Source organism: Holdemania massiliensis AP2 (genome assembly GCF_000327285.1).
In the GTDB taxonomy this organism is placed as follows: Bacteria; Bacillota_I; Bacilli_A; order Erysipelotrichales; family Erysipelotrichaceae; genus Holdemania; species Holdemania massiliensis.
This window is the reverse complement of sequence record NZ_HE998568.1, coordinates 980,623-989,320: the sequence shown is the minus strand read 5'-3', so window position 1 is coordinate 989,320 and position 8,698 is coordinate 980,623. Positions and strand designations below refer to the sequence as shown.

7 protein-coding genes are annotated in these 8,698 nt (G+C 50.1%); 6 read left to right on the top strand and 1 reads right to left on the bottom strand.

Going from position 1 to position 8,698, the window contains the following annotated elements; all coding sequences use genetic code 11:
• Positions 1–124: 124 nt before the first annotated feature.
• Entirely contained in the window at positions 125–793 is a 669-nt protein-coding gene (locus tag BN162_RS12390; RefSeq protein WP_020225434.1) for a DUF4272 domain-containing protein, read from the bottom strand.
• Positions 794–1,028: 235 nt separating this feature from the next.
• Between BN162_RS12390 and uvrA the strand changes: the two genes are divergently transcribed.
• The 6 genes from uvrA (at position 1,029) to pfkB (ending at position 8,668) form a co-directional block, all read left to right on the top strand.
• On the top strand, positions 1,029–3,854 hold the full coding sequence (gene uvrA, locus BN162_RS12385; RefSeq protein ID WP_020225433.1) for an excinuclease ABC subunit UvrA: 2,826 nt from the start codon (positions 1,029–1,031) through the stop codon (positions 3,852–3,854).
• A 4-nt stretch (positions 3,855–3,858) separates the two neighbouring features.
• Positions 3,859–4,830, top strand: a complete 972-nt coding sequence (hprK, locus tag BN162_RS12380; RefSeq protein ID WP_020225432.1) for an HPr(Ser) kinase/phosphatase — start codon at positions 3,859–3,861, stop codon at positions 4,828–4,830.
• A gap of 6 nt (positions 4,831–4,836) precedes the next feature.
• On the top strand, positions 4,837–6,291 hold the full coding sequence (gene lgt, locus BN162_RS12375; RefSeq protein ID WP_020225431.1) for a prolipoprotein diacylglyceryl transferase: 1,455 nt from the start codon (positions 4,837–4,839) through the stop codon (positions 6,289–6,291).
• On the top strand, positions 6,270–7,187 hold the full coding sequence (trxB, locus tag BN162_RS12370; RefSeq protein WP_020225430.1) for a thioredoxin-disulfide reductase: 918 nt from the start codon (positions 6,270–6,272) through the stop codon (positions 7,185–7,187). Before lgt ends, trxB begins: the two co-directional genes overlap by 22 nt.
• A gap of 98 nt (positions 7,188–7,285) precedes the next feature.
• On the top strand, positions 7,286–7,672 hold the full coding sequence (locus tag BN162_RS12365) for an OsmC family protein (protein ID WP_020225429.1): 387 nt from the start codon (positions 7,286–7,288) through the stop codon (positions 7,670–7,672).
• An 87-nt stretch (positions 7,673–7,759) separates the two neighbouring features.
• Positions 7,760–8,668 (top strand): 1-phosphofructokinase, encoded by a 909-nt coding sequence (gene pfkB / locus BN162_RS12360; RefSeq protein WP_020225428.1) that lies wholly within the window; start codon positions 7,760–7,762, stop codon positions 8,666–8,668.
• Positions 8,669–8,698: the final 30 nt, after the last annotated feature.

Sequence of the window (8,698 nt, the reverse complement as noted above, 5' to 3'; positions counted from 1 at the left end):
TAATGCGTCAAAATCCTTGAGCAGTAATCGAAAAGACGGACCGCCGTTTCACTGAGAATGGGCATTCGCTCGGTCACTTCAGCGAAAATTATTTCCGCCTCTCCAATTATGGAAAATATGAGAACTAGGTGTTGCAGCTGACGTGATCCCAGTCATTTTGCTGATCGGCATCAATCAGCCAGTTCAAGCCCCAATGCCGTTCATAAACGACTTCGCTGTTTAATCCTGCCGGAGCGGGTTCGCCTTTAATCCTGGCGTCAACACAAGCCCAATCGTAGCGGAAAATCAAGTCCGCAGCGTCGAGAATTTCCTCAATGGAACGCAGTGAGGTATCCTTCATGAATTCATCAAATGTAGCTTTGGTGCTGACGACCTCAATCGCTTTCTGGCAATCGCAGATCTGATCCGGAAAATCAAGCGAATCAATCAGTCCCAAGGCCCAGATCAAAGGCCAGTAAGCCTCATATTTCCAGACCATGTTGACCCAGTCCTGTTCACTGGCCGTTCCTTCAAAAATGGCTTTTTCTTTTTCTGTCAGAAACAGCCGGACGCCAAAGCGATCCAGAAGTCCGGTCATAAACAGCCGGGAGTCTTCTACCTCCTGTTGATTCTGCAGGTCGCAGGCCAGCTGAATGGTGATCAGACAGCAGATCGCGCGCCGAGCGATTTCCTCAGCACTGCGTAGCCGGACTTCATCCGCCGTTTCAATTCCCGGCAAATGTTCGATATAAGGCACACCCTGCTCTTTCAGCAAAGCGATGGATTGTTGCTTTCGTTCTTCAGCGCTTTTCATGGCAGCCTCCTTTTTTCTTTTTATTTTATCACGAACAGGTGACGAAAAGCTGATGTCTTTAAGAAGGAATGCTGAAATTTTCTAATTTCACTTGAATTTCGTTCAAGAAAAGCTTGCTAGGGCGGTGAACTCCCCTTATAATAAGGAAGAAGTAGCCATTCCCAAGCATTTTTTTTAAGAATGATGTACAATAGAAGCACTCTTGGGAAAGCTATATGAAGCGAGGTGTAAGAACATGCAACATGATAAAATTATTATTAAAGGCGCGCGTGAGAACAACCTTAAGAATATCGATTTGACGATTCCGCGGGATAAGCTGGTCATTATGACCGGATTGTCCGGTTCCGGGAAGACATCGCTGGCGTTTGATACGATCTATGCGGAAGGTCAGCGGCGGTATGTTGAATCGTTAAGCGCTTATGCGCGGATGTTTTTAGGCGGCGTTGAGAAACCGGATGTGGATTTGATTGAAGGCTTATCGCCATCCATCTCCATTGATCAGAAGACAACGAGCAATAATCCGCGATCCACTGTCGGTACGGTAACTGAAATTTATGATTACCTGCGGCTTTTGTATGCCCGAGTGGGTGTCCCTTATTGTCCGGTCCACAATGAACCGATCGTTTCTCAAACGATTACCCAGATGGTGGACCGAATTATGGAACAGCCGGAAAAGACGCGTCTGGAAATCCTGGCGCCGGTTGCGCATCGGGAAAAAGGAACGTTTAAAGATGTTTTTGAAAAGCTGCTGAAGGATGGCTACCTGCGGGCTCGGGTTGATGGTCAGATGATTCTGCTGGAAGAAGTCAAACCGTTAGAGAAGAACAAGAAGCATTCCATTGATGTTGTCGTCGATCGGATCGTCAAGAATGACGGGATTCGTTCCCGGCTGCACGATTCTCTTGAAACAGCGCTCAAGCTGGCTAACGGCATCGTCGTCGTTTTGGCGGGAGACAATGAACTGTTGTTTTCACAGAACTATTCCTGCCCGAAATGCGGCTTCTCCGTTCCGCGTCTGGAACCGCGTCTGTTTTCGTTTAACTCGCCTTTGGGAGCGTGTGACGAATGCAAGGGGTTGGGTATTACTCAGCGGGTGGACGTCGACTATCTGATTCCGGATCGTTCCAAGTCGATCCGCAAGGGCGGCATTGTTTACTACAAGAATATTGTGGACACGGAGAATATTGAATGGCAGACATTCAATACGCTGTGCCGGCATTATCATATTGATCTGGATAAACCAATTCAGGATTTTACGCCGGAAGAACTGGAAATCGTTTTGTATGGTTCCAAAGAACCGATTGCCTACAGCATTGCTTCTCGTTCCGGCAACCGTTTCAGCCGCAATGATTACATCGAAGGGGTTAAAACGTTGATTGAGCGGCGTTTTGTTGAAACAACGTCAACGATGTCGCGGGAATGGTATGCCTCGTTCATGGCCGAATCCCCTTGTCCGAAGTGCGGCGGCAAGCGTCTGAATGAGATGGCGCTGAGCGTGCGTGTGGGCGGCAAGAACATTTATGAATGGACAACGATGTCCGTCATTCAGGCGCTGGATTTTATGAAGAATTTACAGCTTGATCCCATGCGGGCGGAAATTGCGCGGTTAGTCATTAAGGAAATCGTCAGCCGTTTAACATTCTTAAAGGATGTTGGATTGGAATATTTGACTTTGGACCGGCTGGCCGGGACTTTATCCGGAGGTGAAGCGCAGCGGATTCGGCTGGCAACGCAGATTGGTTCACAGCTCACCGGCGTTTTGTATGTTCTGGATGAACCTTCAATCGGGCTGCATCAGCGCGACAATGCGCGGCTGATCAGAACCTTGAAAAATATGCGCGATCTGGGCAACTCCTTAATCGTTGTCGAGCATGATGAAGAAACCATGATGGAATCCGACTGGATTGTCGATATCGGGCCGGGTGCGGGCGTGCATGGCGGTGAGGTGATCGCCAGCGGTACGCCGCAGATGGTCATGCAGTGCGAAAGCTCGACTACCGGTCAATACCTCAGCGGACGCAAAAAGATCGACGTACCGGAAAAACGCCGCAAAGGCAACGGCTTATTTCTGGAAATCAAGGGCGCGCAGGAGAACAATCTGAAAAACGTCAATGTGAAGTTCCCATTGGGTACGCTGACGGTCGTAACGGGCGTCAGCGGCAGCGGCAAGTCTTCATTGGTCAATGAAATCCTGTGCAAAGCGGTGCAGCATTCCTTAGGCCGTACCCGCATCAAGCCGGGCAAGCACAAGGCCATTCTCGGCTTGGAAAATCTTGATAAAGTCATCGAGATCTCGCAGGATCCGATCGGCCGTACGCCGCGCTCCAATCCGGTGACCTACACCGGCGTCTTTGATGATATCCGGGATCTGTTTACCCAGACTCCGGAAGCCAAGCTGCGCGGCTATGACAAAGGACGGTTTTCCTTCAACGTTCGAGGCGGGCGCTGCGAAGCTTGTCAGGGCGACGGGGTGAAACGCATTTCCATGCACTTTTTACCGGATGTTTATGTTCCGTGTGAGGAATGCCATGGCAAGCGGTACAATGAAGAAACGCTGCAGGTTACCTACAAAGGCAAAAATATTTACGATGTGCTGGAAATGACGGTGGAAGAAGCGATTGAGTTCTTCTCCTCGATTCACCGAATCAAATCCAAGCTTCAGACACTGCATGACGTCGGCTTGGACTATGTCAAGCTTGGCCAGCCGGCAACCACTTTGTCTGGCGGCGAGGCTCAGCGCGTGAAGCTGGCAAGCGAGCTGCAGCGCAAGGCAACCGGCAAGACCGTCTTCATCCTGGACGAGCCGACAACCGGTCTGCATACGCATGACGTTAAAAAATTACTTGCGGTCTTACAGCGAATCGTCGATAATGGAGATACGGTCATTGTCATCGAACACAATCTCGATGTGATTAAATGCGCCGATTACATTATTGATATTGGTCCGGAAGGCGGCGATCAGGGCGGTACGATTATCGCCAAAGGCACCCCGGAGCAGATCGTAAAAGTGGAAAAAAGCTACACTGGCCAATATCTGAAATCCATGCTTGAGAAAGGATGAGGCTATGGAATACGAAGGCAAGGTTATGATCAGCGAGCTGCAGAACTACTTCAAATTTGAACAGCTCAGCGGCAATGAGGAATCGCTGAATCGATGGGTGATCGTTCCGGACGTCAACCGTCCGGGACTGGAACTGGCAGGGTTTTACAAACATACAGAACCACGCCGGATCGTCATCATCGGAGATAAAGAACAAGCGTACATCGATACGCTTTCCGTGGAAATTCAGCGGGAGCGTTTTGAGCAGCTGACCGACGGCTACACGCCGACGATTATTTTAACCCATCATCGTGAATGTCCGCCGGTGTTGCTGGAGGTTGCGGGATATAAAAATTTTCCGATCTTCCGCACCGCCATGACAACTTCCCGGCTGATGGTGGATCTGATCAGCTTTTTGGATGAACGTCTGGCGCCGTCGGACAGCATTCACGGCGTCTTGATCAGCGTGTATGGCAAAGGTGTGCTGATCTGCGGCGAAAGTGGGATGGGCAAGAGTGAAACAGCGCTGGAACTCATCCGCAAAGGTCACATTCTGGTGGCGGATGACCGCGTAGATGTCGTGCGTGTCCACAATAGCATCATCGGACATTCCCCGGAACTGCTTCAGGGCATGCTGGAAATCCGCGGTATCGGCATCATCGATGTGGCGAAGATGTTCGGCGCCAGCGCGCTGCTGCCTTCGGCTCAGATTGACCTGGTCGTTTCGCTGGAAAAGTTTGACTCCAACGCCGAATATGCCCGGGTTGGAATTGAAACCGAACAGTTTATGCACATCCTGGAAGTGGATGTGCCGAAGATCGTATTGCCGGTGAAGGAAGGCCGGACGATTGCTGTGCTGATTGAATCAGCAGTCACGAATTTCCGTTTGAAAGAAATGGGATTTGACAGCGCGAAAGCATTTGAGAACCGGGTGTACGACTACATTGAGCGGCAGAATGCAGCCAATGCCGTACTCCCTGAAAAAGAAAAGGAGTAATCAACAATGCAGTTTTTTCCTGATCCGCAGACTTTTATTGCCATCGGAAGTCTGTCTATTAAGTGGTACGCGGTGATCATTCTCTGCGGAGCCGTTTTGGCGTATTCATTCTGCGTCAAGGAAATCAAAAAGATGGGATACAAAGCAGAAACAGCGGAGGATCTGTTTTTGGGCTGCCTGATTTGCGGGCTGATCGGCGCCAGACTGTGGTACTGCGCCTTCTACAATCTGGAATATTATCTGGCCAATCCGCTCCATATTCTTTATACGTTTGAGGGCGGTCTGGCAATTCAGGGCGGCTTGTTCGGCGGGGTGCTGTTTGGACTTTGGTATGCCCATAAACACAAGATTAATTTTATGCGGATGGCCGACGCGATCGTGCCGAATGTGCTGTTGGCGCAGGGAATTGGCCGCTGGGGCAATTTCATCAATCAGGAGGCTTTCGGCAGGACAGTCAGCGAATCCTTTTATCGGTTTTATCCGGAATGGTTTAAAAATCAGATGTTCATTCAAGGAGCTTATCGGGAACCTACGTTCTTTTATGAGAGCGTCGGCGATATCTTGGGCTTCATTTTGATCGTTTTTGTGTATAAAAAGTTCTCTAAGCCAAAGCGCGGCGATGGAGTTTACGCCTATATGCTTTGGTACGGCGCGGTCCGGCTTGTCGTTGAAGGACTGCGGACAGACAGTCTGATGTTAGGAAGACTGCGGATGGCACAGGTCATTTCAGTGATCTTTATCGTCGTAGGTCTGTTAGGCATGCTGGGGGTTTTCCGCAAACTGATGAAAAATCCAAAACCCGTTATTTTGTTTGATTTAGACGGAACGCTGCTGAACACAGAGCCGGCGATTTTGGCGAGCTACCGCGAACTGTTTAAAAAATACAGAACAGAAGAAGAATTTACTCGGGATAAGCAGCTCGCGGTGCTGGGGCCTTCCCTGAAAGCCATGTTTGCCGAATATTTCCCTGATCAGGATGCCGACCAGCTGACAAAAGAATACCGTGAACATAACCGTGCCTTCCACGCGGATCTGGTTAAGCCGATGGATGGCGCTGTGGAAATGCTGGACTATTTAAAAGCAGAGGGCTATAAACTAGGCATTGTTTCCACCAAAATCAAGGAAATGGTGCTGCTGGGTCTGACCTTGAATCAGATGGAGGGCTATTTTGATGTGATCATCGGTCAGGATGAAGTGAAAAACGGAAAACCGGATCCGGAGGGCATTCTGACAGCCTGCCGGATGATGAACGAAGGCCATGACAGCGTGATCTATGTTGGCGACAGTCCGATGGACATTCAGGCCGCCCGCAATGCCGGTGTTTTCTCCGTCGGCTATCTGTTTAATCCGGAGCGCCGGGAACAGCTTGAAAATGAAAAACCGAATCGGATCATTGATGATCTGCGGCAGATCGAAATTCTGGTAAAGGAGGATTTGACGTGGACCAGCAATATGATGTAATCATTATCGGAGCCGGACCTGCCGGCATGACTGCCGCGGTCTATGCCAGTCGGGCAGGCTTAAAAACCGCAATGCTGGAAAAAGCGGCACCCGGCGGCAAGATGATCAAGACCTATGAAATTCAGAATTGGCCGGGAATTAAGGAAATCAATGGGGCGGATCTGGCCTATCAGATGTTCGAGCATTCCACGCACTTCGGGGCCGAATATCTGTATGGCGACGTGGAAAAAATTATCGGGGGTCCAATCAAGCAGGTTGTCTGCGCTGATGGTCAGATTTATACCGCCGCGGCTGTGATCATTGCAACCGGGACCCGCGAACGGCTGTTAAACATACCGAATGAAAAAGAACTGACCGGCAAGGGGGTATCCTATTGCGCGGTGTGTGACGGCAGTTTCTTCCGCAATCAGCCGGTGACCGTCATCGGCGGCGGGAATTCAGCGCTGGAAGAATCGTTGTATTTGACACAGTTTGCCAGCGCGGTTCATATCGTAATCCGCCGCGACGTATTCCGAGCCGAGCCGATTATTCAGCAGGCGATCGAACAGAATCCGAAGATTGATATTATCCGCAGTCATGTTCCGGTGGAAATTCTGGATTTGGATGGCAAGGTCGGCGGCATCGTCTTAAAAAATGTTCATGATGGGAAGCTGACAACGCTGAACACCAAAGCGGTATTCCCGTATATTGGCGCGGATCCCTGCACGGAGTTTGCGCAGGATTTGGGAATTCTCGACGATCATGGCTACATCCTTGTCAACAACAATATGGAAACTGCTAGTCCGGGGATTTACGGGGTGGGCGATGCGACGGCAAAAACGCTGCGTCAGGTAGTCACTGCCGCCAATGATGGCGCGATTGCCGCTCAGCAGGCCTTCCATCAAATCAAACATTAATGGATCTGAGGCAAGATTTCTGCATAGATAAAAAGAGAGAACGTTTCGCGGATTCCCTTGAAGCGGGAACATCGGGAAACGTAAAGGAGGAATAAAAAATGGCATCAAGAGCAATTCGGTTTGAGAATGGATTTCAGGGTGAACTGCAGTTAGATGAAGGCGTTGTTAAAATTGGCCGGGAACCCGGTTCCGCTGCGCCTTACGACATGCTTTACGGGGCGCTGGCCTCTTGCCTGTATGTGACATTCTTAGGCATATTGGAAAAGAAACGAATCGCAATCGAAGGTGCGGAGATTGTTGTGGAAGGTGAAAAACGGACAGAAGTTCCGACCACGTTAAAAACCGTGCATCTGACTGTGACGATCCGCGGGACACAGAAGGAAGAGGCAGTACGCAAATCCTTCGAGCTGGCGACAAAATATTGTTCTGTTTATCAGACGATCAGCCATGTTGCTGAAATGAGCTACGAACTGCATTTCGCTTAAGCTTTCGCTGCCGAACCTGAACCCTTATCCGGTTCAGGTTTTTTCAAATGCGTTTGCTTGATCATCGAAACGGAAAAGAGGAATTCTATGATTTATACCGTTACATTAAATCCGGCGCTGGATTATTACTGCACCGTTGAATCTTTAAAACTGGGTGAAACCAACCGCTGTATCCGTGAAGCGCTGATCGGCGGCGGCAAAGGGATTAACGTATCGTTGATGCTGGCGCAGCTGAAGGTACCAACAACCGCCTTGGGCTTTGCGGCCGGCTTTACCGGCGAGGAACTGATTCGTCAGCTGCAGGCGCAGGCGATCACGGCGGATTTTATCCGCTGTGAAAAAGGACAGACACGAATCAACGTCAAGATCAGCGCTGAGGAGGAAACGGAAATCAATGGCCGCGGGCCTGCGGTCAGTGCAGCAGAAAGGGAAGCACTGTTGGAAAAAATTCGCGGCATCCGTCCTCAGGATACGCTGGTGCTTTCCGGGAATGTACCGCCGACCTTACCGGAATCAATCTACGAACAGATCCTTTCCCAGCTGGAAGATTCCACCATTCGCGTCGTCGTGGATGCGGAAGGAAATCTGCTGAAAAAGACGCTGCGGTTTCATCCGTTTCTGATCAAACCGAATTTAGCTGAGCTCCGGCAGATGGTATCCAATCCCCAAGCTTCCTTAGAGGATCAAATTCAGGAGCTGCGTCAGCTGGGTGCTCAGCATGTCCTAGTATCGATGGGGGCAGAGGGTTCAGTTTTATTTGCTGCGGATGGCAGCTTGTACCGTCAATTACCGCTGTCTGGCGAAATGATCAGCACGGTGGGCGCCGGGGATTCGATGGTCGCCGGATTTTTAGCTTCGTTGGAAAACCCATCTGCATCCTTTGAGGAAAGTCTGCGCTGGGCAGCAGCCTGTGGTACGGCAACGGCCTTCAGCCGCGGGATCGCGCAGCGCAAACAGGTGGAAGCACTGTTAAAACAGATCCAAATTGAAGAGTAGGATAATGCTAAGGAAGTCAGGAACATCAAA

Bases quoted from the DNA above. Each gene is read 5' to 3' on its own strand.
- BN162_RS12390 (WP_020225434.1), bottom strand. From the start codon at position 793: ATGAAAAGCGCTGAAGAACGAAAGCAACAATCCATCGCTTTGCTGAAA.
- hprK (WP_020225432.1), top strand. From the start codon at position 3,859: ATGGAATACGAAGGCAAGGTTATGATCAGCGAGCTGCAGAACTACTTC.
- pfkB (WP_020225428.1), top strand. From the start codon at position 7,760: ATGATTTATACCGTTACATTAAATCCGGCGCTGGATTATTACTGCACC.
- BN162_RS12365 (WP_020225429.1), top strand. From the start codon at position 7,286: ATGGCATCAAGAGCAATTCGGTTTGAGAATGGATTTCAGGGTGAACTG.
- lgt (WP_020225431.1), top strand. From the start codon at position 4,837: ATGCAGTTTTTTCCTGATCCGCAGACTTTTATTGCCATCGGAAGTCTG.
- uvrA (WP_020225433.1), top strand. From the start codon at position 1,029: ATGCAACATGATAAAATTATTATTAAAGGCGCGCGTGAGAACAACCTT.